19 protein-coding genes are annotated in these 26,845 nt (G+C 58.6%); 14 read left to right on the forward strand and 5 right to left on the reverse strand.

What is annotated here, in order from left to right:
* Positions 1-27 precede the first annotated feature (27 nt).
* Entirely contained in the window at positions 28-348 is a 321-nt protein-coding gene (locus Q9R35_RS16690) for a hypothetical protein (protein ID WP_042484764.1), read from the reverse strand.
* Between the two features lie 86 nt (positions 349-434).
* Entirely contained in the window at positions 435-782 is a 348-nt protein-coding gene (locus tag Q9R35_RS16695; protein ID WP_026483854.1) for a DUF1840 domain-containing protein, read from the reverse strand.
* A 97-nt stretch (positions 783-879) separates the two neighbouring features.
* Here Q9R35_RS16695 and Q9R35_RS16700 point away from each other — a divergent pair, with 97 nt between their 5' ends.
* The 4 genes from Q9R35_RS16700 (at position 880) to Q9R35_RS16715 (ending at position 7,925) form a co-directional block, all read left to right on the forward strand.
* Complete coding sequence (locus Q9R35_RS16700; RefSeq protein ID WP_311220148.1) at positions 880-4,629, forward strand: phospholipase effector Tle1 domain-containing protein; 3,750 nt, start codon at positions 880-882, stop codon at positions 4,627-4,629.
* Between the two features lie 121 nt (positions 4,630-4,750).
* Entirely contained in the window at positions 4,751-6,436 is a 1,686-nt protein-coding gene (argS, locus tag Q9R35_RS16705; RefSeq protein WP_042485263.1) for an arginine--tRNA ligase, read from the forward strand.
* Between the two features lie 14 nt (positions 6,437-6,450).
* Positions 6,451-7,194, forward strand: a complete 744-nt coding sequence (locus tag Q9R35_RS16710; RefSeq protein ID WP_063691005.1) for an SPOR domain-containing protein — start codon at positions 6,451-6,453, stop codon at positions 7,192-7,194.
* 89 nt (positions 7,195-7,283) lie between these two features.
* A complete protein-coding gene (locus tag Q9R35_RS16715) occupies positions 7,284-7,925 on the forward strand; it encodes a thiol:disulfide interchange protein DsbA/DsbL (protein WP_026483858.1) in 642 nt (213 codons plus the stop codon).
* Positions 7,926-8,151: 226 nt separating this feature from the next.
* Here Q9R35_RS16715 and metC read toward each other — a convergent pair whose 3' ends face one another.
* Positions 8,152-9,348, reverse strand: a complete 1,197-nt coding sequence (gene metC / locus Q9R35_RS16720; RefSeq protein WP_063691003.1) for a cystathionine beta-lyase — start codon at positions 9,346-9,348, stop codon at positions 8,152-8,154.
* 113 nt (positions 9,349-9,461) lie between these two features.
* A complete protein-coding gene (locus Q9R35_RS16725) occupies positions 9,462-10,538 on the reverse strand; it encodes an MBL fold metallo-hydrolase (protein WP_063690998.1) in 1,077 nt (358 codons plus the stop codon).
* Between the two features lie 382 nt (positions 10,539-10,920).
* Here Q9R35_RS16725 and Q9R35_RS16730 point away from each other — a divergent pair, with 382 nt between their 5' ends.
* From Q9R35_RS16730 to Q9R35_RS16770, 9 genes are all read left to right on the forward strand, one after another.
* Positions 10,921-11,313, forward strand: coding sequence for a MerR family DNA-binding transcriptional regulator (locus Q9R35_RS16730; RefSeq protein ID WP_009463587.1), 393 nt, complete (start codon positions 10,921-10,923; stop codon positions 11,311-11,313).
* Between the two features lie 81 nt (positions 11,314-11,394).
* Positions 11,395-12,573 carry an isovaleryl-CoA dehydrogenase gene (locus Q9R35_RS16735; protein ID WP_311220149.1) on the forward strand — a complete coding sequence of 393 codons (1,179 nt, stop codon included), beginning with the start codon at positions 11,395-11,397 and terminating at the stop codon, positions 12,571-12,573.
* A gap of 69 nt (positions 12,574-12,642) precedes the next feature.
* On the forward strand, positions 12,643-14,454 hold the full coding sequence (gene aceK / locus Q9R35_RS16740; protein ID WP_042485266.1) for a bifunctional isocitrate dehydrogenase kinase/phosphatase: 1,812 nt from the start codon (positions 12,643-12,645) through the stop codon (positions 14,452-14,454).
* Positions 14,447-15,628 carry an acetyl-CoA C-acyltransferase gene (locus Q9R35_RS16745; RefSeq protein WP_035269274.1) on the forward strand — a complete coding sequence of 394 codons (1,182 nt, stop codon included), beginning with the start codon at positions 14,447-14,449 and terminating at the stop codon, positions 15,626-15,628. Before aceK ends, Q9R35_RS16745 begins: the two co-directional genes overlap by 8 nt.
* Before the next feature lie 72 nt (positions 15,629-15,700).
* Complete coding sequence (locus tag Q9R35_RS16750; protein ID WP_042484787.1) at positions 15,701-17,308, forward strand: carboxyl transferase domain-containing protein; 1,608 nt, start codon at positions 15,701-15,703, stop codon at positions 17,306-17,308.
* Between the two features lie 14 nt (positions 17,309-17,322).
* A complete protein-coding gene (locus Q9R35_RS16755; RefSeq protein ID WP_063690994.1) occupies positions 17,323-19,335 on the forward strand; it encodes an acetyl/propionyl/methylcrotonyl-CoA carboxylase subunit alpha in 2,013 nt (670 codons plus the stop codon).
* A gap of 110 nt (positions 19,336-19,445) precedes the next feature.
* Positions 19,446-20,354, forward strand: a complete 909-nt coding sequence (gene gluQRS, locus Q9R35_RS16760) for a tRNA glutamyl-Q(34) synthetase GluQRS (protein WP_311220150.1) — start codon at positions 19,446-19,448, stop codon at positions 20,352-20,354.
* Positions 20,306-20,449 carry a hypothetical protein gene (locus tag Q9R35_RS16765; protein WP_181900212.1) on the forward strand — a complete coding sequence of 48 codons (144 nt, stop codon included), beginning with the start codon at positions 20,306-20,308 and terminating at the stop codon, positions 20,447-20,449. Before gluQRS ends, Q9R35_RS16765 begins: the two co-directional genes overlap by 49 nt.
* 282 nt (positions 20,450-20,731) lie before the next feature.
* Entirely contained in the window at positions 20,732-21,190 is a 459-nt protein-coding gene (locus Q9R35_RS16770; protein ID WP_042484796.1) for a DUF494 family protein, read from the forward strand.
* A gap of 249 nt (positions 21,191-21,439) precedes the next feature.
* Here the strand turns inward: Q9R35_RS16770 and Q9R35_RS16775 are convergent, their stop codons facing one another.
* Entirely contained in the window at positions 21,440-23,947 is a 2,508-nt protein-coding gene (locus tag Q9R35_RS16775) for a GDYXXLXY domain-containing protein (protein ID WP_311220151.1), read from the reverse strand.
* 113 nt (positions 23,948-24,060) lie between these two features.
* Here Q9R35_RS16775 and Q9R35_RS16780 point away from each other — a divergent pair, with 113 nt between their 5' ends.
* Complete coding sequence (locus Q9R35_RS16780; RefSeq protein WP_197314168.1) at positions 24,061-26,652, forward strand: DNA topoisomerase III; 2,592 nt, start codon at positions 24,061-24,063, stop codon at positions 26,650-26,652.
* Positions 26,653-26,845 lie beyond the last annotated feature (193 nt).

Below are 26,845 nucleotides of genomic sequence, written 5' to 3' on the forward strand. Positions count from 1 at the left end.
GCCGGTTTTCTATTGCCTTGTACCTGATCAGTACGTAACAGCCAGGCCTGGCAAATCCACGGTGACCTGCATGGAGCCCACCGCTTGCAAGCAGTGGCGTGCAAATTCCTGGGCGCGCTCATCATCTTGCGACAGCATCGTGTAACCCAGGGCATCGGCCACGCCCATAATCTTGTCCAGCAACAGCACTTTGCCGCTGGCCCGCAGGGGTTCACAGCCCAGCTCTTGCCAGGTGCGATCAAACCAGTCACGCGATTGCTTGCCGCTGTCCGGATCAATGGTTTGTATAGGAGTGACCAGCTCTATGTGCTGGCGAGGACTAAAGATCACAAGCACCATAGCGCTCATAGACGATCTCCGAAAAAAAATAGATCAACTTTGGAGCTTAAGCAAAGAAGGCCTGCCAAATTGTCGGCAGGCCGACATTCCAGGGACTACCAGGAGCTATCTGCCGGTTCCCACATCACCGGCACACCGGTGTTATTTGCCTGACGCAACATATCCAGCAACGGGTAGGCGCGTTGGCTGAAGCTCACGGCCTGCGACATCGGGTGTTCCTTTTCATCGTCTTCGTCCTCGTGGGGCGAATGCTTGTTTTCCCGGTCTTGCCCGATTGCTCGTTCAATATTGCCAATGGCTTCGGACAACTGCTCTGCCGTGAACACGCCACGCTCGGGCAAACCATCGGGATAAGAGCGCCCTGCGGCCCGGAGAATAGGCATGGCATGTTCAGAGAACATCAGAACATCGGCGGCGGCTTTGCTTTTAAAGACGACTAGCATACGGTTTCTCCTTATGGATCTTTGTGTTTCCTATTCGGCTTTCAGGATACACACCCCTGCAAGATAGCAGGATTTTCCCTGTCTTGGAGAGTCCTTCATGCCTTCCGCGCTCCTGTCCTGGCTAATCTTGCTCCTGATCACCTTGCCGTCCCTGGCCTGGTCACAAAGCTCGCTTGAGTGTCCCTTGCCCCCCTCGTCCACCCGCTGCGCACCAGCCGCCGCTTTGGGGGAACAGGCCGAGCCCGCGCCAGATATGGGTTTGCTCAATCCAGTGGATTTGCTCAGCGGGCAGAAAGACCAAAGCGATACGGACCTGCCGCTAAGCCAGGCCTGGCCCTTGCTGCAATTGCAGCGTCACTGGAATGGGCAGGGGCGCAATCCTACACCGACACTTGGGCACACTGGCTGGGCCTTGAATTACGACCTGCAGTTGCGGCAGCAAGGCCATGCCTTGTTCATGCCGGATGGGCGGCAGACTCGCTTGTACCCACCGGCACAGGTGCAACGTACAGGCTGGTTCTGGCAGGGGCCGAATGGTTTGATTCTGCGTTTTGACGAGCAGGGCTGGTTGACCCATGTGCGTGTTTCGACCCAGCAGTGGCTGGATATAGAACGCTTTCCGGGCACGCATCCGCAGGCGTATGCGGTTAAAACTGTGCGCAATCATTTAGACCAAACGCTGGTGTTTGACTGGCAAAGCCAAGCGCAGGAGCAGATGTCGCCACAGGGGCAGAAACAAGGACATGGGCAAGGGCAAAACCAGACTCCAGTTCAGACTCCCAGACAAGTTCAACCCCAAACCAAAACCAGATCCCCAGCCAATGTCACAACGGCGATAAGGGCTGCGGAAGCAGAAGAGGCAGCGACAGCGGCGGCAGCCACAGCCACAGCCACAGCCACAGCCACAGCCACAGCCACAGCCACAGCCATCAATATTAAAACCCCGGCCGGGCCGTTTCGCTTGCTTCTGAAACAGCACGATCAGCAAATCTGGCTGGCCAGCGTCAGCCGTCCGGATGGCATGCAACGCCTCTATCATCCAGCTCCTGCGCCTTGGTCACATCATTTAGGTGGCACCAGCCTGCAAGCGCCTGGGCAAACGGCTCAGCCCATGCAGCAATGGGAGTACGACGCCCAAGGCCGAGTCAGCCGTTTGATCTCCCACGCCTTCAATCAGGCCTGGACGGCGCGCTATGAGCCGGGCCTAAGCGAATGGTCCATAGGCACAGAGCGGCATCGCTTCCACTACCGAGACTATCAAGGCCAGCAGCGGCTACAAAAACTGGAAAGCCGCCTATGTGATACTTGCCCCGTCCAAAGCACGGAATGGCAGTACGACCCGCAAGGGCGCTGGTTGCAGGCCGGGCCATGGACAGCGCAACGCCGTGCCAATGGGTCACTCTCTGGGCTGGAGCAAAGGCAGGGCGGCTGGGGGCCCTTACGTTTGGAGCTGGATGAAAAAGGGCGCTTGCAAAGCTGGGCGACAAGCCAGCATGGAGGCGAAACACGGCGCTGGAACCCGAATGGCAAACTGAGGCGCCTCGAATACGCCGAAGGAGGCTCGCTCCACATTCAATACGATCAACAGGGGCGTTTGAGCAGTCTTGAACATCAACAAGGCCATGAAACCGAGCGCAGTGAACTGGACTGGCTCGGGCCTGGCGCGCTGCGCATTCGTCATCCCATGGAAACGCAATGGTTGAAGTTGCGGGCTGGCCTATTACAAGAGCGCCGTCTGGAACGTAGCCATAGCCCCAGCCAAAGCTGGACCGAGCGCTTTGAGTACGACGAGCAGCGCAGGCTGACGCAGCACACCCTGCCGGAGGGCGGACAACTACGCTATCGCTGGGACGCGCACGGACGCTTGCAGTCTCTGGAATGGATCACGCAAACCGGGCAACGCCAGACCGTCATTCACGCACAAGAGGTGGGCTATGCCTGGGGCAATGGCCTTCAATTGATCAGCCATGCAAACAGCGCCGGACAGGCCGTGGATTTGATGCTTTTGCAGCCCGATGGCAAACCTGTCTGGACACAAGCTCGCCGTCTGGATGCTCAAGGCAAAGTGCTGGAGGATCGCCATGAGTACCCGCTGCTACAAGAAACACGCCATTGGTTTTTGCACTACGACACTAAACAGCGGCTGATCGCTTTCCGTCAGGGCAAGACCGAAACAGCACAGTGGCTGGCCTGGAACGACAGCGGCGCACTTGTTGCACGCCATCCAAAGCCAACCGCTTCCATTCAACGCTCCTCCACCGGCACGGCGAAAGCCGTCGGTAACTTAAATCTGGACTACGGTCCGAACCGACGCTTGCAGCGTGTGCAAACAGCAGACACCGCGTTGGTCGAGTACGGGCACGATGCCTTTGGCCAACGTATCTGGCGCAAGCAAGGCGATCAGGAGCGGGCCTTTTTCTTTCACGGCCAGCAAATGATGGCTGAACTTGATTTACCCACTGGTCCCGGCCAGCTCATCTCCCGACGCTATCTGTATGCCGGGCTGACACCAATAGGCATGATTGTTTATCAGCCAGACGGGCAGGGGCAGTTGTACTACCTGCATAGTGATTTGATGGGCGCTGTGCGACTGATTAGCGACCAGCAAACCAAGCCGGTCTGGGCTGCCGACCTGAACCCTTTTGGACAGGCCGAACCCTTGCTTGAAACCTTGGAGTTCAATCTACGTCTACCAGGGCAGTATGCTGAATCCGCGACCGGCTGGCACGACAATCTGCTGCGTACCTATCTGCCCGAGCACGGCCACTATCTGGAGCCGGACCCTCTGGGGCCATGGCCACAAACCCAGGCCGTGGGCTACGCCCAACAACAGCCTTTGCGTCATATTGATCCCACCGGCCTGCTCCTGTTTGCCTTTGATGGCACACGACAGGCTCCCATTACCAATAGCAATGTGTGGAAACTGTCGCAGTTGTATCAGGATGGAGCGGTGCATTACGCCGAAGGGCCGGGCGATCCCGTGACCCTGAACTGGGATGCACTGACCGCTTGGCGAGCAGGGCGGATTCTGGAATCGCAATGGAACAACTTCCTGAATCGCATGCAGGAGCAAGGCCCAGCCCCGAGCGCGGTACCTGTAGATTTGCTGGGTTTTTCTCGGGGAGCAGCACTGGCACGAGACTTTTCCAATCGGATACTGGACCACGTACAGCAGGGCTGGTTTGTATTGAATGATCCACAGCGTGGCGCCATTCGTGCCTGCATCACGCCCCGCTTTTTAGGTCTGTTCGATACCGTGGCCCAATTCGGGCTGGGAGGCGCCAGCAACTCCCAATACCGCTTGGGCGTCTCCGACGCCTGGAGCTGGGTTGCGCATGCCGTCGCCATGCATGAACACCGTGCCTACTTCCCCTTAAGCTCCCTGACAGAGGCCATGAACACGGTGGAAATGCCTTTTATCGGCGCGCACAGCCAGATTGGCGGCGGCGTGCTGCCTGATGAAAACGAAGAAACCATCAGCGATCTGGATAAAGTGGCGCTGGCCTGGATGCACTGGCAAGCCAGGGCGACGGGTCTGACGCTGGCGGAACTGGGGCACACAGACCTGAGCGTGCTCCACCCTGTTTTGCTGGACATGCGCCTGCCTGGGCTACGACTGACTCAAGGCAGTTTGCGGGGAGTGGACTCTCACGGGCAGGGTCAAAACCTGATGTATCAAGACCTGCACCCGCGTCTGGGCCAAGCCACTCAACAATCCATGGAAACAGTGATCAAGCGGCATAACAGCTGGCGTATCCGACCCGGTCATCAAGTGGGTTGGGTAGACATGGACGCTTACGATACGTGGTTACATAACCACCTGGGATGGGAGCGCCAGGCTTCTTGAAAAGAATTTGGCGTCAAATCACGCTATCATGTGGGGCTATCCGGCGGGCCAATGTCGCGCCTTCCATCTGGGGCGTGGTCAACACGCCGCAGTTGTCTTTCTACCAATCCAGACCTTTCCTATGCTTGCTGAGCAACAATCTCAATTAATCGCCTGCCTACAGGCTGCCGTCCGTGCCATCTTGCCCCAGGCTGAACCCAACATCACGCTGGAGCGCCCCAAAGTGGCTGCGCACGGTGATGCCGCCTGCAATATTGCCATGCAACTGGCCAAACCAGCCGGTCGCAACCCGCGCGAGCTGGCTCAGCAAATCGTCGATACCCTGTTGGCCGATCCGAATGCCGCCGCTTTGCTGGCAGGCGCGGAAATTGCCGGCCCGGGCTTTATCAACTTCCGTCTATCCACCGCCACGCACCAGGCCGTCCTGAAAACGATTGCCGAGCAGGGCGATCACTTCGGTCACGTTGCTCCTACCCAGGAAAAGCTGATGGTGGAGTTCGTGTCGGCCAACCCGACCGGCCCCTTGCACGTGGGCCATGCCCGTCAGGCCGCGCTGGGCGACTCCCTGTGCCGCGTGTTCAGCTCGCAAGGCTACGACGTTACCCGCGAGTTTTACTACAACGACGCTGGTAACCAGATCGACAACCTGACCACCAGCGTACATGCCCGTGCCCGTGGCATCGAGCCCGACAGCGAGCAATTCCCCGCTGACGGCTACAAAGGCGACTACATTCTGGATATCGCCCGCGACTACCAGGCCGGTGCAACGGTTCAGGCTGCCGATGGCGCCTCCGTCACCGCCAGTGGTGATCTGGACAATCTGGAAGACATCCGCCGCTTTGCCGTGGCCTACCTGCGCCGCGAACAGGATCTGGACTTGCAGGCTTTCGGTCTGAAGTTCGACAACTTCTACCTGGAAAGCTCGCTGTACACCTCCGGCAAGGTTGAAAAAACCGTGCAGGCCCTGATCGACGCCGGTCACACCTACGAGCTGGACGGCGCGCTGTGGCTGCGCACCACCGAACTGGGCACAGGCGACGACAAAGACCGCGTGATGCGCAAATCCGAAGGCGGCTACACCTACTTCGTGCCGGACGTGGCCTACCACGTGGCCAAGTGGGAACGCGGTTTCCACCACGCCATCAATATTCAGGGCTCCGACCACCACGGCACCATCGCCCGCGTACGCGCTGGCCTGCAAGGTCTGGGTCTGGGTATCCCCAAGGAATTCCCGGCCTACATCCTGCACAAGATGGTGAAAGTCATGCGCAATGGCCAGGAAGTGAAAATTTCCAAGCGCGCAGGCAGCTACGTCACCTTGCGTGACCTGATCGAATGGGTAGGCCAGGACGCCGTGCGCTTCTTCCTGATCCAGCGTCGTGCCGACTCCGAATTCGTATTCGATATCGATCTGGCCCTGTCCAAGAGCGAAGAAAACCCGGTTTACTACATCCAGTACGCTCATGCCCGTATCAACTCCGTGTTGAATCAGTCGGCAGAACTGCTGGATCAGGTGCCTCAGGCCGACATCACGCCTTTGACCGCCCCCACCGAGATCGCCCTGCTGCAACGCCTGTCTGAATACCCCAATGTGCTGGCCCAATCCGCGCGCGAACTGGCCCCTCACCACATTGCCTTCTGGCTGCGCGACTGCGCTGCGGACTTCCACTCCTGGTACAACGCCGAGCGCGTGTCGGTAGATGACACGGCCTTGCGTCTGGCCCGTCTGCGTCTGGCACAGGCCTGCGCCCAAGTCATTCGCAATGGTCTGAACCTGCTGGGTGTGTCCGCACCCGAACGTATGTAAACCCATAGGCAGATATGGCAAGAGCACGTAAAAAATCCAGTAGTTCCGGCGGTACCTATACCGGCATTCTGATTGGCCTGATTCTGGGTCTGGGCGCGGCGGTTGCCGTTGCCCTGTTCGTCACCAAGGTGCCCATGCCCTTTGTGGACAAGGCCAGCCGAGACAAACCTACTGTTGCCTTGCCTGAAGGGCGAGACTTGCTGGACCCGAACCGGGACCTGTATGGCCGCTCCAGTGGACAAACTCCTCCGCCAGGCGACACCATTCCCGGTTTGACCTTGCCCCCCGTGAACTTGCCCAGCATCCCGTCCAAGCCTGCTGCACCGGACGCCCTGGGTGACCTGATCGCCACCTTGCCAGCCATGGGTACGGAACCGACGCGTCAGCCAGAAACGCGCAATACTGCTCCTGCGGTAACGCCTCCGGCCACAGCACCTGCCGCTCCCAACACCCCGGCACCGGCCACCAGCAAACCTGCCACACCGGCTCCTGCTGCGCCCCCGCCAGCGACCAAGCCAGCCACCACTTCTACCCTTTACTACCTGCAAGCAGGTGCCTTCCGCAACAATGCGGACGCTGAAGCCATGAAAGCGCGCTTGTTGATGTTGGGCTTTGATGCCTCGGTGCAAAGTGCTCAGGTCAATGGCGGTACCGTGAACCGGGTACGCATGGGCCCCTTCAAGGGCATAGACGAAATGAACCGGGCACGCAGCCGTCTGGCCGAGGAAAAAATTGATACTTCGGTGGTACGACCCTAAGCAATTTGTGCCCAAGGCAGCCCCAAGGTGAACTTTTCCGCCATTGCACAGGTCATAGACCTCATCTTCCCCATTAAGGAAATTGATTCATGAAGCTGAACGCATTGTTTGTACGATCCCTGGTCGGTGCCAGTCTGTTGGCTGGGGCGACCTTGTTGCCCGCCACCAGCGCGCTGGCTCAACAAGCCGACCAAGGCTACGTTACCCTGCCTGCGGCTCAGCCCTCGGACAGCGTCGGTAAAACCGAAGTGCTGGAGTTCTTCTCCTACAGCTGCCCACACTGCGCCATTCTGGAACCCAAGGTTGAAGCCTGGTCCAAGACCCTGCCCGACAATGTCGTGCTGCGCCGTGTGCCTGTTGCCTTCAATGCCGGCATGACCGATCTGCAAAAGCTGTACTACACCCTGGAAGCCATGGACCGTCTGGACCTGCATCCCAAGGTGTTTGAAGCCATTCACCAGAAGCGTGAGCGCATTTTTGATGCCAAGACCATCACGGCCTGGGCAGCCCAGCAAGGCGTGGACAAGGCCCGCTTCGAGCAGACCTTTAACTCCTTTGGCGTACAGACCAAGGCCAATAAAGCCAACGAACTGTCCAACACCTACCAGATCCAGGGCACACCCAGCCTGGCCGTGGGCGGCAAGTTCGTGACTTCACCTGCACTGGCCAATGGCTACGACGAAAGCATCACCAAGGCTCAAGAGCTGGTGAAAATGGTCACCAATCGCTAATCAGCGATCTGGCTGAGCCATACAGCCAAGGGCCCTCAAGACTGGATCCGTTCCGGTTTTGAGGGCCCTTGGCGTTTCTATATCTGTGTTCTATTAGCTGCCGGTAGCTCGTCAGTAATTCGATAACAGCTGCTTATAAGAAGATACGGGATTCCAACGTCATTGCAATTCTGGGCCATTTATTAAAGCCAGGGTGCGTCCCTGGCTAGAGCAGTCAGTTAAGAGCCTAAGCCCGCGCCGCCTTTTCAAAAGCCTGTGTCAGGTCAGCACACAAGTCCTTGGTGGACTCCAGGCCGATATGCAGGCGCACCAGACTGTCCTGGCTGTCCTGCCAGTAGCTATGGCCACTTAGAAATGCCGTATCCACCAACTGCACCAGGCTTTCAAAGCCACCCCAGGAAAAGCCGATACCAAACAGCGTCAAGGCATCGACAAATACACGGGCTTGCGCATTGTTCAGCCGTAACTGCACCGACAACATGCCGTTAGAACCAGTGCAGTCGCGTTGCCACAAAGCATGGCCTGGATCTTGCGGCCATGCCGGGTGATAGATTCGAGTGACTTCAGGGCGGCTATCCAGAAACTGACACACGGCCAGGGCATTGGCGGCGCTTTCACGCATACGGATAGGCAGGGTGCGCACACCGCGCAAGGCCAACCAGGCATCGTCGGCGCTGATGGAAAAACCCAGCGCATAGTGGTTGTCGTGCAGGCGTTTGTTGATTGCTGGATCTGCGGACATGACTGCCCCCAACATCAAGTCGGAGTGGCCTGCCACATACTTGGTCCCAGCCACGATAGACACGTCAAAACCTAATTCCAAGGGACGGTAGATATAGCCTGAGCCCCAGGTGTTGTCGGTGACCAGCAGCAAGTCATGCTTGCGGCCAAACTCCGCCAAGGCGGGCATATCCAGCATCTGCATCAGCAAGGAACCGGGTGATTCCACGTACACCATGCGGGTGTTGTCCTGCAGATGACGGGCCATTTCCTCCGGGGTCGGCGCGCAGAACGTGGCCTGTATACCCATGCGACGCAATACGGTCTTTTCCAGATAACGCACCGGGCCATAAGCACTGTCGGCAATCAGCACGTGATCGCCCGAATCCAGCAAGGCCAGCAAACCTAAGGTAATCGCCGCCATGCCTGACGGTGCCAGCAAAGCCTGAGTGGCAGACTCCAACTGACAGAACACCTGCTCCAGCGCGGCATGAGTATCCATACCCGAGCGCCCATAGGTGACCGAACGTTTTTCAGGATCTGCCTTGTCAGCCTGAGCACGGTCCAAGGCATCCAGATTGCGAAAGCGCACCGTACTGGTGCGCATGATGGGCACAGCCACCGGCGCCGCATCCGTATGCGGATCGAACGGGGCCAGACCAGTGTGTTGCAGGGCGGTGTCCAGGGCTAGATCAGAGCTCATAGTGTCGGCAGGCGGTAGCAAGAAAAGCTCTACGCTACCACAGGCCACCAGGCCTGGTCGCCTATGCCGACAGTCACTATATTGCCCCCTCTTATTAAGAGGCGCCCCGGTATTCAGATACGCTGGAAGCGGTAAACCCCGTCCTCGCCCATCTCGCGACGCAAGCGATCGTCAAAATACAAGGCGTGCAAGTGAGCAATGGCCTCGCCCATGGCAAAGGTCATCTGGTGCGAGTCCAGCTTGCGGTGGAACAACACGGGCAAAATATCCGCAGCGGTACAAGGCTGGGCACAGGCTTCCAGCACTTCTTCCAGACGCTCGGCATGGTGCTCCTGCTGCTGACGAATGCGCTCGTGCATGCCACGGAAAGGCTTGCCATGCGAAGGCAGCACCAGGGTATCCGGGGCCAGATCCTGATAGGACAACAGGGAGTTCAGGTACAACGGTAAAGGATTCGCAAAGGGCTCGGTATCGAACACGCTGATATTGGTGGAGATACGCGGCAAAAGCATGTCACCGGAGATCAGCACCTTCAGCTCTTCACAGTACAGGGACATATGCTCGGGAGCATGGCCGTAACCCACGATCAAACGCCAGGGGCGACCAGCAATCACCACACGCTGACCATCCATCAAGCGCACAAAACGCTCGGGAACCGACGGCACCATGGACGGGTAGTAATCGCCGCGGCTGCGAATCTGCTCGCGGGCTTTCTCATCCTGCAGGCCGTGACGGACAAAGTGCGCTTCTGCCGCCACACCATTCGGGCCACCGGCTTCCGCTCCAGTCTGGCGTCCACCCGTACCGGACCACAGCTTGGCGGTCGCATAATCCGTCATGCTGATCCACAGCGGCGCATTCCAGCGCTGGCACAACCAGTCCGCCAAACCAACATGATCCGGGTGCATATGCGTGACAATCACACGCAGCACGGGCAAGCCTTGCAGCTCATTCTGAAAAACCTGTTCCCACAGCTCGCGCACTTCGGGGCGAGCCACGCCACAGTCCACAATCGTCCAGCCCTCGCGGCCATCGATTTGGTCGCGCAATAGCCACAGATTGATGTGATCCAGCGCAAAGGGCAAAGGCATACGCAGCCAACGCACCCCCGGCGCGACTTCCAGGCTGCCGCCCGCTGGGGGCAGGGTATCTGCCCAGGGATAATTCAATTTTTGTTCGTTAGGATTCATGCTCGCTCCAATGAATGGCTCTTGTAGGGCGTAAGGGCTGTCCATACTAATAGGCCTAGGGCCTATTAACCGTAAAAGGAGCCTCACATGAGTATGCAAACACAAGCATGGCAAGGCGCGAAGCAGAGCCGTGGCGGGTCCACGGCGAGCACTCGCAACGCAGGCAGGCTTATGTTTGCATACTCACCCTTTGGGCTAGCTGGCAATCAAGCAGCATACGTCGTTACCCACGCCTTGCGTGGAACCACCACGCTACGGCCTGTGCGCCTAGCCTGCTGCTTGATTGCCAGCCAGTGTGAGGCTCCTTTTACGGTTAATAGGCCCTGGTTCGCACCCCGGCTCTATGGCATGATAGTTTACGTTTACGTAAATCACACTAAAAATGACAACGACAACCTGGACAATATCGGATCTGGCGCACGAGTTTGGCATCACGCCCCGCACCCTGCGCTTCTATGAAGATCAAGGAATCTTGAGCCCGCTGCGCCAAGGCACTCAGCGCATTTATCAGCCCCGTGATCGCGCCCGCCTGAAGCTGGCCCTGCGCGGCAAAAGGCTGGGGCTGCAGTTATCGGAGATTCTGCGGCTGATCAATATGTATGAATCCCCGATGGACACGGCCTCCCAGCTTAAGCACTATCAGGAGGTATTGAACGAGCATCGCCTGCGCCTGGAGCGCCAGCGGCAGGACCTAGACCAGACCTTGCAGGAAATCCAGGATCAGCTCGATATCTGTCACACCATGAGCGAACAATTGAAACTGGAATCCCGATAAGGGAAAACCCATATATATGACGTTTACGTAAACGTAATATAAATACAATTCCACAACCCATTTATTTCCACGGAGTGTCTCATGAGCCTGCCCGGCCTGAATTTCGATCTTGGCTCCGACCTGGACATGCTGCGCGACGCTGTCGCCGACTTCTCCCAGGCCGAAATTGCCCCTTTAGCGGCTCAACTGGATCACGATGACCAGTTCCCCATGCACTTGTGGAAGAAGTTCGGTGAGATGGGTTTATTGGGCATGACCGTCAGCGAAGAATACGGTGGTGCGAACCTGGGCTATCTGGCTCACATGATCGCGATGGAAGAAATCTCCCGTGCCAGCGCCTCGGTAGCCCTGTCCTACGGTGCGCACTCCAACCTCTGTGTGAACCAGATCAACCGCAACGGTACGGAAGCCCAGAAGCAAAAATACCTGCCCAAGCTGATCAGCGGCGAGCATATCGGTGCTCTGGCCATGAGTGAGCCCGGTGCCGGTTCGGACGTGGTCAGCATGAAGCTGCGCGCCGAAAAGAAGGGCGATCGCTACGTGCTCAATGGCTCCAAAATGTGGATTACCAACGGCCCGGACGCTGACACCCTGGTGGTGTACGCCAAGACGGACCCGCAAGCCGGTGCACGCGGCATTACCGCCTTCCTGATCGAAAAAGATTTTGCCGGTTTCTCCGTTGCCCAAAAGCTGGACAAGCTGGGCATGCGCGGCAGCCACACGGGCGAGCTGGTGTTCCAGGACTGTGAAGTGCCTGAAGAAAACGTGCTGGGCCAACTGAATGGTGGCGTCAAAGTACTGATGTCCGGCCTGGACTACGAACGCGCCGTGCTGGCCGGTGGCCCACTGGGCATCATGCAAGCCGTGATGGACGTGGTGATTCCCTACATCCACGACCGCAAGCAGTTCGGCCAGGCCATTGGCGAATTCCAGCTGATTCAAGGCAAGGTGGCCGATATGTACACCACCCTGCAAGCCAGCCGCGCCCTGTGCTATGCCGTGGGCAAGAACCTGGATCGTCTGGGTGCAGGCCACGTGCGTTCCGTGCGTAAAGACTGCGCTGCCGCCATCCTGTACAGCGCTGAAAAAGCCACCTGGATGGCTGGTGAAGGCATCCAGATTCTGGGCGGTAACGGCTACATCAACGAATTCCCCACAGGCCGCCTGTGGCGCGATGCCAAGCTGTACGAAATCGGCGCGGGCACCAGTGAAATCCGCCGCATGCTGATCGGCCGCGAACTGTTCGCTGAAACCACCTAAAAAGGCAGAGGCATGTCCAACCCTGATTTTGGCGAAACCACCGTCATCACCCCGGTTCAAAAACCGGGGATGACGGCTATCCAGGTGGCCCAGGCCATGCTGGATGGGTTCAATCGCCACTATGCGCTGTTTCGCTACAGCGCCCAGCGCGCCAAGTCTTTGTACGAATCAGGCGACTGGCATGGTATTCAGCAGCTCTCGCGCGAACGTATTGAGTACTACGCCACACGGGTGCGCGAATGCGCAGCCATGCTTAGTCAGAACCTGCGCCTGCATCAGCCCACGCCGTCCGATCCGGCCCATCTGGACGAGGCCCAGCAGCAGTTGTGGTTGCAGGCCAAGGCGGAGTTTGTACGCCTGCTCTCGGGTCACCGTCAGCCGGAATGTGCGGAGACCTTTTTCAACTCCGTCTCCTGCCGCGTGCTGCATCGGCACTACTTTCGCAACGAATTCATCTTCGTGCGCCCAGCCGTTGCCACGGATTATCTGGACGGCGCGCTGCCTTCTTATCGGGTCTATTACCCCACCGAAGAAGGTCTGGAAGCCAGTCTGACCAGTATGCTGGCCGACTTCGGTCTGGCCGCCCCCTTTGCCGACCTGCCACGCGATGTGCGCACGCTGGCTCGCATGGCCGTGCGCCAACTGTGCCGCCGCCTGCCACGTGGCTATGGCTCGCGCATTGGCTCGGATTGTCAGATTCAGGTGCTGAACTCCCTGTTCTTTCGCAACAAGGGTGCCTATGTAGTCGGCCGCCTGATCAATCAGGGTGAAGTGCTGCCGTTTTCGATCGCTATTTTGCATCGCCCCTCGGGACACTTGTATATAGACGCCTTGCTGCACACCACGGACGACCTGTCCACGCTGTTCAGCTTTACTCGCGCCTATTTCCTGGTCGATATGGAAGCCCCGTCGGCCTATGTGGACTTCCTGTCCAGCCTGCTGCCCCGCAAGCCCAAGGCCGAGCTGTACACCGCCATCGGCCTGCAAAAGCAGGGCAAGACCCTGTTCTACCGCGACTTTCTGCACCACCTGTCGCACTCGCACGATCACTTTGATCTGGCACCCGGTATTGCCGGTATGGTGATGACGGTATTCACCCTGCCGTCCTACCCCTATGTGTTCAAGCTGATCCGCGACCGCATTCAAAAGCAGGGCATGGACCACGCCACGGTGCGCAGCAAATACCAGTTGGTCAAAAAACATGATCGTGTCGGGCGCATGGCCGACACCTGGGATTACGCCCAGGTTGCCTTGCCCAAGGCACGTTTTTCGCAAGCCTTGCTGGAAGAGCTGCGCCGCGAAGTGCCCAGCCTGCTGGAGGAGTCCGAAGACACCATCTTGCTGCGCCACGTCTACATTGAACGGCGCATGACCCCGCTGAACCTGTATCTGAACAAGGCCAGCGACCCCGCCCTGAATGCCGCCGTGGAACAGTACGGCAAGGCCATCCGGGAGCTGGCCGCCGCCGACATCTTCCCAGGCGACATGCTGTTCAAGAACTTTGGTGTGACCCGTCTGGGCCGCGTCGTCTTCTATGACTACGACGAAATCCAGCACATGCGCGAGATGAACTTCCGCGCCATCCCGCCCGCACCGAACGAAGAAGCCGAAATGGCCAGCGAACCCTGGTACCCCATCGGCCCGAACGATGTATTTCCCGAAGAATTCGGCTACTTTCTATTGACCGACCCGCGCATTCGCAAAGCCTTCATGGCCCACCATGCAGAACTGCTGGAGCCGGAATGGTGGACTCAGTGCCGCTTGCGAGTGACACAAGGTCGGATCGAAAATATTTTTCCATATAACAAAGATCGGCAGCTGCACGAGTTTGCCAAGCGCGCGCCGGTCTCCTCTTTGCAACCAGGAGTCTTTCATGACTAATTCCGTTGTCATCGTCTCGATCGCCCGCACCCCTATGGGCGGCATGATGGGTAGCCTGTCCGATCTGGCCGCCCACGAACTGGGCGCCGTCGCCATCAAGGCGGCCATGGAGCGCTCGGGCATTCAGGCCGACAAGGTCGACGAAGTGATCATGGGTAACGTGCTGCAAGCCGGTCAGGGCCAGGCCCCTGCACGCCAGGCTGCCTTGGGCGCCGGTCTACCCCAGGGCGTGGCTTGCACCACCATTCACAAGGTTTGCGGTTCCGGTCTGAAAGCGGCCATGTTTGCCCACGACCTGCTCAAGGCAGGCAGCGTGGATGTGGTGGTGGCAGGCGGTCAGGAAAGCATGAGCAATGCCCCTTACCTGCTGCTCAAGGGCCGTGAAGGCTACCGCTACGGTCACTCCACCGTGTATGACCACATGGCCATGGACGGCCTGGAAGACGCGTACAGCCGTGGCACCGCCATGGGTGTGTTTGCCGAAGATTGCGCCAGCAAATACGAATTCAGCCGCGAAGAGCAGGACGCCTACGCGCTGGAATCGCTGCGCCGCGCTCGCCAAGCCAGCGATGACGGCAGCTTTGAATGGGAAATTGCGCCAGTCACCATCGCTGGTCGCAAGGGTGATGTCGTTGTGGCCAAGGATGAAGCCCCCACCAAAGCCATGCCCGAGAAGATCCCCACGCTGCGTCCCGCTTTCAAGAAAGACGGCACGATTACCGCTGCCAACGCCTCGTCCATTTCGGACGGTGCCGCCGCCATGGTGATCACCACCGAAGAGAAAGCCAAGGAACTGGGTGCAACTCCGCTGGCCCGCATTGTGGCTCACACCCAGCACGCTCAGGAACCCGCCTGGTTCACGACCGCGCCTGTGGCCGCTATCCAGAAGCTGCTGGATAAAACCGGCTGGAGCGTGGCCGACGTTGATCTGTTCGAGATCAATGAAGCCTTTGCCGTGGTCACCATGGCCGCCATGAAAGAGCTGAACATCCCGCACGACAAGGTCAATATCCATGGTGGCGCAACTGCCCTGGGTCACCCCATCGGTGCATCGGGTGCTCGCCTTCTGGCAACCTTGATCGGCGCACTGCGCAAGACCGGCGGCAAGCGCGGTATTGCCTCGCTGTGCATTGGCGGTGGCGAAGCTGTCGCCCTGGCCGTCGAGCTGGTTTAAAGCAAGCTCATCAGCCGGGCTGCGGCCCGGCTGATTTTATGGGCTTTTCTCTGTTCTCTTTCCAGGCACGCCATGTCAGTTATTGAATCCCGCATCAATCCGCGTTCCCAAGACTTTCAGGACAACGCCTCGATCATGCAGGCCCTGATCCTTGATCTGCGCCAAAAGCTACAGAAAACCGCCTTGGGTGGGTCCGAATCCTCCCGGCAACGTCATGTGGGTCGCGGCAAGCTGCTGCCCCGCGAGCGCGTCGAACGTCTGCTTGATCCCGGTACTCCCTTTCTGGAGCTCTCGCCTCTGGCTGCCCAGGACGTCTATAACAACGAGTCTCCCGGTGCCGGCATCATCACGGGCATTGGCCGCATTGCGGGCATTGAATGCGTGGTGGTCTGCAACGACGCGACGGTCAAGGGCGGTACCTACTATCCGCTGACGGTGAAGAAGCATTTGCGTGCTCAGGAAATTGCCCAACAGAACAATCTGCCTTGCGTGTACCTGGTGGACTCGGGCGGGGCCAATCTGCCCAATCAGGAAGACGTATTCCCGGACCGGGACCACTTTGGCCGCATCTTCTACAACCAGGCCAATATGTCGGCCCAGGGGATTGCACAGATCGCCGTGGTGATGGGTTCGTGTACCGCTGGCGGTGCCTACGTTCCGGCCATGAGCGATGAGTCCATCATCGTGCGCGATCAGGGCACCATCTTCCTGGGTGGCCCGCCACTGGTGAAAGCCGCGACAGGTGAAGAAGTCAGCGCAGAAGACCTGGGCGGTGGCGATGTGCACACCCGTCTGTCCGGCGTGGCTGACCATCTGGCCGAGAACGATCTGCATGCGCTGGAACTGGCACGCCGCTGCGTCGGCCGCCTGAACCGCGAGAAAAAACTGCCCTGGCCGCTGAAAGAAGTCCGCGAGCCACGTTACGACCCGCAAGAGCTGAACGGCATCATCCCTGCCGACACCCGCAAGCCCTACGATGTGCGCGAAGTGATCGCCCGCATTGTGGATGATTCGGATTTTGACGAATTCAAGGCCCGCTTTGGCACCACGCTGGTAACCGGCTTTGCCCATATCCACGGCATGCCCGTGGGCATCATCGCCAATAACGGCATTCTGTTCTCGGAAGCGGCACAGAAGGGCGCGCACTTCATTGAACTGTGCTGCCAGCGCAAGACGCCTCTGGTGTTCCTGCAAAACATCACCGGCTTCATGGTGGGCCGCAAGTACGAAAATGAAGGGATTGCCCGTCATGGCGCCAAGCTGGTCACTGCCGTGTCTACCGCGGCCGTGCCCAAGTTCACCGTGATTCTGGGCGGCTCCTTTGGTGCCGGTAACTACGGCATGTGTGGCCGTGCCTTCAGCCCGCGCCTGCTGTTTCTCTGGCCCAATGCCCGCATCTCGGTCATGGGTGGTGAGCAGGCGGCCAGCGTGCTGGCTACCGTGCGCCGTGATGGCCTGGAAGCTCGTGGCCAAAGCTGGAGCGCCGAGGAAGAAGAAGCCTTCAAGGCCCCCATCCGCGAACAATACGAACATGAAGGCCACCCCTACTACGCCACTGCGCGTCTGTGGGATGACGGCATCATCCAGCCTTCGGATACCCGGCGCGTTCTGGCCCTGGGCCTGTCCGCCGCCTTGAACGCCCCTATTGAAGACACCCGCTTTGGCGTGTTCCGCATGTAAGACAAGGAGACACTGTGTTTCAGACCCTGCTGATAGCCAATCGCGGTGAAATTGCCTGCCGGGTGGCCGCCACTGCCCGCAGCCTGGGGCTGCGTACCGTTGCGGTTTACTCCGACGCGGACGCCGACGCCCAGCACGTACGTGCTTGTGATCAAGCCGTGCGCATCGGTGGCCCCGAGCCACGCGACAGTTACTTGAAGATCGACGCCATTCTGGAAGCCGCCCGTGCCACTGGCGCGAATGCCATCCACCCTGGCTACGGCTTTCTGTCCGAGAACGAGCACTTTGCTCGCGCTTGTGAAGAAGCCGGCATTATTTTTGTGGGCCCGCCCGCTCAAGCCATTGCGGCCATGGGCAGCAAGTCCGCCGCCAAATCCTTGATGGAAAAAGCCGGTGTGCCTCTGGTGCCCGGTTACCACGGCGACAACCAGGACCCGGATTTTCTGCACCAGCAAGCTGACAACATCGGCTACCCCGTGCTGATCAAAGCCAGTGCTGGCGGTGGCGGCAAAGGCATGCGCATTGTGGAAGAGTCCGGTGCGTTCCTGGAAGCCTTGCGCTCTTGCCAGCGCGAAGCCGCCAGCAGCTTTAGCGACGACCGCGTGCTGATCGAGCGCTACATTACCAAGCCACGCCATATCGAAATCCAGGTCTTTGGTGACCAGCACGGTGGGTACGTGTACCTGTTCGAGCGCGATTGTTCGGTCCAGCGCCGTCACCAGAAAGTGATTGAAGAAGCTCCCGCCCCCGGCATGACGCCCGAACGTCGCCAGGCCATGGGCGAAGCCGCCATTGCAGCGGCCCGCGCCGTGAACTATGTGGGCGCTGGCACGGTGGAGTTTATTGCCGAGCAGGACGGGCGTTTCTACTTCATGGAAATGAACACCCGCCTGCAAGTGGAGCACCCCGTCACCGAACTGATTACCGGCCACGATCTGGTGGAATGGCAATTGCGTGTGGCCGACGGCCAGCCTTTGCCTGCCAAACAGGACGAGCTGAGCATCAATGGCCACGCCATTGAAGTCCGTATCTACGCCGAAAACCCCGATAAGGACTTCCTGCCCTCCATCGGTACGCTGCGCAGCTTGCAGTACCCCGCCCATGCGTCCTTTACCTCCGGGGATGTGCGTATCGACAGCGGTGTGCGTGAAGGCAGCGTGATCAGCCCCTTCTACGACCCCATGATCGCCAAGGTCATCACCCATGGTGCTGATCGTGAACAGGCCCGTCGTCGCCTGATTCGCACGCTGGCTGACACTCAGGTGGCCGGTGTACACACCAACAAGACCTTCCTGCAACGTCTGCTGGGCGATGAGGCCTTTGCCCAAGCCGATCTGGATACAGGTCTGATCCCACGTCGTCACGATGCGCTGTTCCGCAGCAATCAGGACGTTCCAGCTTCTGTGCTGGCCTTCGCCGCCTGCACTGTGCTGATTCACCAGGGTATGAGCGGGCAAGCCCCCAACTCCGACCCGTGGGCGGTACATGACGCCTGGCGTTTGAGCGGGGACTACGATCAGAAAGTGGCCTTGCAACTGGGTGAAGAAGCCCACGAAGTGCTGCTGCAACGTCGTGACAACCAGTGGCAGATCACGCTGGGCGAAACCCAACACGCGCTGCGCTGGCAAGCCGAGGCAAGGGCTGGTCTGGCCAACACCCTGACCTTGCGTCTGTGGCTAGATCAGGTCGAATACCGCGCCCAGGTGCTGCAAGATGGCGACCATCTGCAAGTTGCCCAGGCTGGTTCGGACTGGACCTTGGCCGTGGTCGACACCCTGGCCAGTGCTGGCACCAACAGCCAGGAAGCCCACGGAGGCCGCCTGACCGCTCCCATGCCGGGCAAGATCATTGCCTTGAATGTGGGCGCAGGTGACAGCGTCAAACAGGGCGATGTGCTGCTGGTCATGGAAGCCATGAAAATGGAACACTCCATTCAGGCACCGGCAGACGGCACCGTGGCCGAGCTGTTCTTTGCGGTGGGCGATCAAGTGCCCGAAGGCGCAGAACTGGTCACCATGGAGAGCTAAAACCACTCCCTTCCAGCCCGTGTAAAACGCATTGCCGGGCTGGAAAAATAGGCGTAAAGTCGCACAAACAAGAGCCCCCACCCAGGGGCTCTTGCCGTTAAGAACGACTCATGACCGCCCAGCCTCTTACCCCCTACTGTGGTCGCTTTGCGCCTAGTCCCAGTGGTCCCTTGCACGAGGGTTCGCTGGTTGCTGCCATGGCCAGCTACCTGGATGCACGCGCCCAGAACGGGCGCTGGTTACTGCGCATTGAAGATATAGACACACCACGCGTTGTCACAGGGGCCGACCAGATCATCATGCAGCAGTTGCAAGGTCTGGGTATGCGCTGGGATGGCGAGGTGATTTGGCAAAGTCAGCGGCTGGCACGCTACCAGGACGTGTTTGAGGGCCTGCGCGAGCGGGATCTGGTCTACGGCTGCGCCTGCACCCGTCAGGAAATTCTGGCGGCTTCCATGCCAGTCGCCCCGGATTCGCACGAATATCCCTATGCAGGCACCTGCCGCCACGGCATCCCGGCAGACCGCACCATCCGAGCATGGCGGCTGCGTGTCCCGGAAGGGGTGGAACACTTCACCGATCGCTGGGCCGGGCCGCAGCAACAGGACGTAGCCAAGGAAGTAGGGGACTACATTCTTAAGCGCGCCGACAAGCTCTGGGCCTACCAGTTTGTTGTGGTCATTGATGATGCGGACAGCCAGATCACTGACGTTGTACGCGGCGCGGATTTGCTCAGCTCCACGGCCCGCCAGCGCGTCCTGCAAAAAGTCCTGGGCCTGCCTGTTCCGCGCACGTTGCACGTGCCGCTGGCCTGCGATGAGCAAGGCCGCAAGCTCTCCAAACAGAACCATGCCCCGGCCTTTGACCTGGAGCATCCTATGGAGACGCTGCAACGCGTCTGGGCCTTTCTGGGTTTTGCTCCCGTGGCTGCGAACACCCTGGACGGGTTCTGGAGCCAGGCCATCAGTGCGTGGGCGCAGCGCTTCCCGCTGCCTGCGAAGCCAAGCCCGAACAACTGAGCCACGAGCCGAGGCTAGATGCGGATGCGGATGCGGATGCGGATGCGGATGCGGATGCGGATGCGGATGCGGATGCGGATGCGGATGCCAGCTAGTTTAGAGACCTTTCAGCCGCTGTGACCCCACTTGCAGGGTTTCAAATAAACGACAGTTTCTGCCCCAACAATCGATTTATGTTTCAATCATAAAGACGCCCTGCCGCCAAGGGCGTCTGCCAGAGCAAAACCCGGCGAAAAGCCGCCCGGATGCACAAGGCAAGACTCATCCTTCCCCTGAACACCCCATTTGCCCCCTACCGCAAATCAGCGTAAAGTTTGGTCACTGGTTACCGAAATCACGCAGTTTTTTTAATCACTTAGGACGGCAACCTTATACCCATGTTTGATATCCTGGTTTATCTATTCGAGACGTATTACAACCCCCAGTCCTGTCCCAAGGCGGAGGTTCTGGCCCACAAATTGGCCGCTATTGGCTTTGAAGACGAGGACATCAACGACGCACTGGGCTGGTTACATGCACTGGGCGAGACCTCGCAACAGTGTCAGCCTACGGCTCAACTCAGTCCCAACAGTCAGCGTATTTTTTCTGAGCACGAACAGAATGTGCTGGGTGCTGACGCGATGGGTTTCATCACCTTTTTGCAAAATTCCGGCGCTCTTACCGCCCACCTGCGCGAAATTCTGATTGAAAGCGCCATGACGGTGGACGAAAGCCCGGTCTCGTTGGACAAAATAAAAATTGTCGCCCTGATGGTTTTGTGGAGCCACGAAGCCGAAATTGATCACCTGATCTTTGAAGAGCTGCTCAGCGACGACTCCACCCGTCAGTCCCACTAAGCTGATACACAGGAACCTATTTTTTGTTCAGGAAACGGCCCCGATAAAGAGGGTCCTTCAACACAAAAAACCAAGGCCCGAATCCGACGCTACATCGGACTCGGGCCTTTTTGTTTAGGCTTGCTGCTGACTGGCTCTGGCTTGGCCACCTCTATAGAAACAAGTCCCAGATACGAAAAAGCCGGATCGACTTTATTAGATAGAGGCAATCCGGCTACAGGCTATTGAGCGCAACTGATCAGGTCAGATTCACTTGATTTCCTTTCTGTCCTTGTCCAGCATCGCGCGCAGCAGGCTTTGTCCACCCTCGACCACCGCAAACTCACCATAACGGGCGGCATCGAAGCGATCTGCCGAGCCTTCAGCGAAGAACCAGGCATCTGTTCCAGGCGTCCAGTTACTGCGGTGACGACGCATACGCAAGCGCATCACATCGGAAGGCTCAGCCACAGGGCCTTCTTCGGTCCACAGACGCTCCTGGCCGTCCCGCTCCAGATAAACACCCTTGAGCTGCGCCACCTTGTTCGCATCCAGCTGCACAGCCACAACCACCCACTGCTGAGCGTCCATCTTGGCAAGCACGTCCTTGGGCAAGCCCCAGGACAGGGCAGACAGGTTCTGCGAGAGGGCAAAGTTCAAGGACATATAGTCACCCTGCATCAGCGAACGGGGATCCACCGGAGCCAGCTCCAGCAACACCGTCTGACCATCGCTCAAGATACGTTCCTTTTGCACGATAGCCACGTTGGCCACGCCCAGCACCAGCACCGTCCCCAACAGAACGCTGGCAACCATACCTTTGGGGGCCTGCTGCGGCGCGGCTACCGCCCCTGTCTTCTTGCGGCTCAACTGACCCAAATAGGCAAAGACCAGACATCCCACTCCGGTTGCCAGCAACAGTTCGGCCTTATCCAACAAGCTGATATTCAGGATGTAGTACAGACGCCAGAGGCAGAACAGGCCCATTGCCACGGCCACGGCCAACAAACTGAGATAGCGCCAGGCATAAGCCACCAGAATCCAGCTCAAGGCCAGGGCCACCGGCGGATAGGGGGTCCAGACCGCGCACAAGGCAGCCATCCCCAGCAAGGCAATGCCATAGACCACAGGCTGGTCACGCCAGCCGCGCCAATAAAATGCCAGTATCGCCAAAGGAGCCATCGCCAGCAGAAAGCCAGCCACGGTCAGGTAAGGCCGCGACTCGTCCCAGAAGGGCATGGAATAAAACAGCGTGCCCGCCGAAACAAGATGAATCTGGGAAGCAAGCAGCAAGGACCAGAACAAAGGCAGCCAGAAATGCGGCTTGCGCTCACCACGCAAATAAAGATGTCCTAACAACAAGGCAGCAAAGAACATGAATGCCGCAGGCATTTCCAGCACCCAATAAGGCATCATGGTCCAGCGATCAAACAGGCGCTCGATCATCAGAAACTCGATCGCGGCCAGTGCCCAAATCACCAGCAACATGCGCAATACGAACTGTCCTTTGGCCAGCCTGTACAGCAAGGTGCTTATCACAACGGCTATCATGGCGCTGACTTCATGTGGCCAGGGGTAGCGCATGTCCACAACCGGCACGCTTAGCAAGAGCACCGCGCACGCCACCCAGCCACCGACCAGATCCCGGCTGGATACCGTATGGGCCTTGGCAAACAGCAGGGGGGACACCAGAGCCATGATGCCTCCCAGTACACCCAGCGCTTCCAGACTCAAGTCCAGAGAAACAGCCAGGTACAGCAGAATAATCAGCGGTAACAGCAGGTATAGGAACAGCTTGATCACGCGCAGATACCAGGGGTGATGCTCGTCACTGTCCTGAGCGTCAGCTTGAACACTAGCCTGTGCGTTGGCCAGGTTCTCTGCTGTTGAGGCAGCCGGACTAGCTGTCATTGCTGCGTTCACCGATGCTTGAGTTGCGGCCGCTTCACGACCATGAGTCCGTCGCCACTGGACGACCTGTTGCTGCAGGAAGCGCAGCAAGCCCAGGCCCAGGCCCACAATCACCACCACGATCAGCAGGAACGCATCAGCTGCATACTCGATAATCAGCATGCTCAAGGAACCATACGCGCCGAACGAGGCCAAGGACATGATCAGCAAATCCGGGCGGCGGTAGTGATAAATACCGTACAGCACCAGGAACAGAACCAGTCCCAGCAGGAAGTTGCCTTCCATGACCTGGGCACCGATGAAAAAGCCCACCGCAATCGCTGCGACCCGCGGCACGATGCGCCACGGGTCATGACGCGCACGCCAGATGGTTTCGGCTGCCAGCAACAACAGCGCATTGACTGCCAGAGCCAGCAAGGTCTGCGTGGTGTAGCTGCGCCCAAACCAGCCTAAGCGGGCAACATCTATCCATAAGGACAAGGCGGTATTGATCAGTACCAGCCACAGCACCGACAGAAAGACACTGCGCACTGTGAATACCCAAGGTATGATCAGCACAGTCCACAATGCGAAAAGCTGCCAAGGGTCTGCGCCAGTCTGATAAGTCTGGCCAATCAGCGCCAGCAAACCGCCCGTGGCCACGGCGGCCAGGCCGGTCAACGCAGCAGGCACTCCCAGATCATGCCCCCAGCCGCCGGAACGTCGGCGAAACAGCAAGGCCAGCCCTGCAGAAACCAGCACGGCGCCTTGAGCCAGGGCAAATTTGGCTACGTGCCCCCAGTTTTCCCAATTGGCCGCAATCCAGGTCACCAGACCACTGGCGAGCAGCAAAACGGCCAACCCCCAGGCCAGTTTTGTCAGAAACACTCGCCAGTCAGTTGGCCATACGTTAGTCTTGTCAGGTCTCATAACTTGCATAGAGGGATAAGCACCTCGTATCATTTCGCGCATTGCAGCGCAGTTGCTGTCACTGGAATCATATGGATAAAACACTAATCATTGCCGAGAAACCTTCAGTCGCCGTAGATATCTCGCGGGCATTGGGCGGTTTCACTCGAGAAGGTGATTATTTTGAAAGCGATCGCTATGTGCTGGCCTCCAGCATCGGCCATCTGCTGGGCCTGGTGGCCCCTAATGATCCGGTCCGCGGCAAGTGGAGCTTCACACATCTACCTGTTATTCCCCCTCAGTTTGAGCTCAACCCGACGGACAAGAAATCGACTGAGCGCTTGAAACTGCTGGTCAAGCTGATCAAACGAAAAGATGTCACCGCTGTTATTAATGCCTGTGACGCGGGGCGCGAGGGTGAGCTGATTTTTCGCTACATTATGCAGTACGCCGGGGCGAAAAAGCCGGTGCAAAGGCTTTGGTTACGTTCGATGACACAATCGGCTATCCGTGAAGCATTTGAAAACCTGCGTGACGATGAAGACATGAAACCGCTGGAAGCGGCGGCCCGTTCGCGCGCTGAAGCGGACTGGCTGGTAGGCATTAATGGCACCCGTGCCATGACGGCCTTCAACAGCAAGGATGGCGGCTTTTTCAAGACTCCCGTGGGCCGTGTGCAAACCCCCACGCTGGCTATCGTGAACGAGCGCGAGAACCGCATTCGCCAGTTCGTGTCGCGCGATTACTGGGAAGTCCATGCGGACTTTATTGCCGCTGCTGGCCTGTACACCGGCCGCTGGTTCGATCCTAAGTTCGTCAAAGACGAGCACGACCCCGAGAAGAAAGACTCGCGTCTGTGGTCCCTGACCGCTGCCCAAACCATTGTGGCCGCCTGCCGCGAGCAGCCCGGTGTGGTCACCGAGGAATCCAAGCCCAGCACGCAGATGTCGCCCGCCTTGTTTGATTTGACCTCGCTGCAACGCGAAGCCAACTCGCGCTTCGGCTTCTCCGCCAAGACCACCTTGTCCTTGGCGCAGACGCTGTACGAACGCCACAAGGCGCTGACTTACCCGCGTACCGATTCGCGCTATCTGCCCGAAGACTATATAAGTACGGTGCAAGAAACCATGCGTGCGCTGGCTGACAGCGGCACGCCAGCCAGCGCTTCGGTACAGCCGTTTGCGCAGGAAGTGGTTGAGCAGAAGTGGGTCAAGCCCAACCGTCGGATTTTCGACAATAAAAAGGTTTCGGATCACTTTGCCATCATCCCCACCTTGCAGGTGCCTCGGGAGCTGAGCGATGCCGAGCACAAGATTTACGAGCTGATCAGCCGTCGCTTCCTGGCCGTGTTCTTCCCAGCCGCGGAGTTCCGCGTCACCACGCGTATCACGCAGGTATCCGGTCACCACTTCAAGACCGAAGGCAAAGTGCTGGTCAAACCGGGCTGGCTGGCTATTTATGGCCGCGATGCTCAAGGTGAAGATGCGTCCCTGGTGCCCGTTGCCGATGGCGAGAAGGTTCGCACCGAAGATGTGAATACCAAAGCGCTGGCCACCAAGCCGCCCGCACGCTTTACGGAAGCGACCTTGTTGTCGGCCATGGAAAGCGCTGGCAAGCTGGTTGACGATGAAGCCCTGCGCGAAGCCATGTCCGAGCGTGGTCTGGGTACGCCAGCCACTCGCGCTGCCATTATTGAAGGTCTGCTGAACGAAGCCTATCTGCGTCGTGAAGGCCGCGAACTGGTTCCTAGCGCCAAGGCACGTCAGCTGATGACTTTATTGTCCGGTCTGGGCGTTAGCGAACTGACTTCGCCCGAACTGACTGGCGAGTGGGAGCACCAGCTCAAGCAGATCGAGCAACGTCAGCTGGACCGAGACGTGTTCATGCGTGAAATCGCGCAGATGACGCAAGTTATCGTCAAACGCGCTAAAGAATACGAGCGCGACACAGTTCCGGGCGATTACGCGACCTTGCAGACGCCATGCCCTAAATGTGGTGGCGTGGTCAAAGAAAATTACCGTCGTTATGCCTGCACGGCTTGCGATTTCTCTATCGGCAAGCATCCAGGTGGTCGCACCTTTGAGCTGCCTGAAGTTGAAGAGCTGTTGGCCAAGAAAGAACTGGGCCCACTGCCTGGTTTCATCAGCAAGATGGGTCGTCCCTTTGCGGCACTTTTGCGCATTACCGACGAGTACAAACTGGAGTTCGACTTCGGCCAGAACGACGACGATGATGACGAAGCCCTGGATTTCAGCGGCCAGACCCCGGTCGGCCCCTGCCCCAAGTGCCAGTCTTCCGTCTTTGAGCACGGCTTGCGTTACCTGTGCGAGAAGTCTGTGGGCCCCTCCAAGAGCTGCGACTTCCGTAGCGGCAAGGTGATCTTGCAGCAGGAAATTACCCGCGAGCAGATGGCCAAGTTGCTGGGCGAAGGCAAGACGGACTTGCTGGATGGTTTCGTGTCCTCGCGTACCAACCGCAAGTTCAAGGCCTTCCTGGTACGCCAAGCAGACGGCAAGATCGGCTTTGAGTTCGAGCCGCGTCCAGAGAAGCCAGGGCGCAAAACGGCCGCCAAGAAAACAGCGACTAAAGCGGCGGCTAAAAAGACTGCAGTGAAGAAAGCAGCGGCCAAGAAGACGGCTGCCAAGAAAACAGCTGCTAAAAAGACTGCCAGCAAGGCGGAGTAAAGCTCGGCTTGTTTGAAAAAATGGCCTCCCTTTTTTGGGGGGCCTTTTTTATGGGCAATCGTTTTAGAGCTTGCAGGCTGGGGAAGAGAGTCTCTGTGAAGACGCCGTTCAGGGACCGGGTTTGGGTCTCCGGGCTGAGCACTTGCCGGTGCTACGCACCGGTTCCCTTGTCGAGTACAGGCTCCGGGCGCAC

This window comes from Alcaligenes sp. AB3 (assembly GCF_031844565.1).
Classification (GTDB): domain Bacteria; phylum Pseudomonadota; class Gammaproteobacteria; order Burkholderiales; family Burkholderiaceae_B; genus Alcaligenes; species Alcaligenes faecalis.